This window comes from Serratia sp. CoH_134_PS_4 (genome assembly GCF_058190535.1).
In genome coordinates this window covers 1-1706 of record NZ_JBXWKI010000039.1, presented here as the reverse complement: position 1 = coordinate 1706, position 1706 = coordinate 1, and the positions used below count along the sequence as shown (strand labels likewise).

At 52.3% G+C, this 1706-nt stretch carries 1 rRNA gene; it reads left to right on the top strand.

The annotated features are described in order from the left end of the window. The first annotated feature begins 117 nt into the window (after positions 1 to 117). Positions 118 to 1660, top strand: a 16S ribosomal RNA gene (locus AC2FCQ_RS24600). The last annotated feature ends 46 nt before the right edge of the window (positions 1661 to 1706 follow it).

The following is a 1706-nucleotide window of genomic DNA, read 5'->3' as shown; positions in this document are numbered from 1 at the left end:
TCGGGTTCGAAAAAATATCAAGTCTTGAAGAGTGACCAAGCAGTAATTCATTTAGTTGAATTATTACGAAAGTTAATTTTCGAGCATCGCTTCACGAGTTGAAGCAAATCAAGCTTTTAATTGAAGAGTTTGATCATGGCTCAGATTGAACGCTGGCGGCAGGCCTAACACATGCAAGTCGAGCGGTAGCACAGGAGAGCTTGCTCTCTGGGTGACGAGCGGCGGACGGGTGAGTAATGTCTGGGAAACTGCCTGATGGAGGGGGATAACTACTGGAAACGGTAGCTAATACCGCATAACGTCTTCGGACCAAAGTGGGGGACCTTCGGGCCTCACGCCATCAGATGTGCCCAGATGGGATTAGCTAGTAGGTGGGGTAATGGCTCACCTAGGCGACGATCCCTAGCTGGTCTGAGAGGATGACCAGCCACACTGGAACTGAGACACGGTCCAGACTCCTACGGGAGGCAGCAGTGGGGAATATTGCACAATGGGCGCAAGCCTGATGCAGCCATGCCGCGTGTGTGAAGAAGGCCTTCGGGTTGTAAAGCACTTTCAGCGAGGAGGAAGGGTGGTGTGTTAATAGCGCATCACATTGACGTTACTCGCAGAAGAAGCACCGGCTAACTCCGTGCCAGCAGCCGCGGTAATACGGAGGGTGCAAGCGTTAATCGGAATTACTGGGCGTAAAGCGCACGCAGGCGGTTTGTTAAGTCAGATGTGAAATCCCCGCGCTTAACGTGGGAACTGCATTTGAAACTGGCAAGCTAGAGTCTTGTAGAGGGGGGTAGAATTCCAGGTGTAGCGGTGAAATGCGTAGAGATCTGGAGGAATACCGGTGGCGAAGGCGGCCCCCTGGACAAAGACTGACGCTCAGGTGCGAAAGCGTGGGGAGCAAACAGGATTAGATACCCTGGTAGTCCACGCTGTAAACGATGTCGACTTGGAGGTTGTGCCCTTGAGGCGTGGCTTCCGGAGCTAACGCGTTAAGTCGACCGCCTGGGGAGTACGGCCGCAAGGTTAAAACTCAAATGAATTGACGGGGGCCCGCACAAGCGGTGGAGCATGTGGTTTAATTCGATGCAACGCGAAGAACCTTACCTACTCTTGACATCCAGAGAATTCGCTAGAGATAGCTTAGTGCCTTCGGGAACTCTGAGACAGGTGCTGCATGGCTGTCGTCAGCTCGTGTTGTGAAATGTTGGGTTAAGTCCCGCAACGAGCGCAACCCTTATCCTTTGTTGCCAGCACGTAATGGTGGGAACTCAAAGGAGACTGCCGGTGATAAACCGGAGGAAGGTGGGGATGACGTCAAGTCATCATGGCCCTTACGAGTAGGGCTACACACGTGCTACAATGGCGTATACAAAGAGAAGCGAACTCGCGAGAGCAAGCGGACCTCATAAAGTACGTCGTAGTCCGGATTGGAGTCTGCAACTCGACTCCATGAAGTCGGAATCGCTAGTAATCGTAGATCAGAATGCTACGGTGAATACGTTCCCGGGCCTTGTACACACCGCCCGTCACACCATGGGAGTGGGTTGCAAAAGAAGTAGGTAGCTTAACCTTCGGGAGGGCGCTTACCACTTTGTGATTCATGACTGGGGTGAAGTCGTAACAAGGTAACCGTAGGGGAACCTGCGGTTGGATCACCTCCTTACCTAATGATATTGATTCGCGTGAAGTGCTCACACAGATTGTCTGAT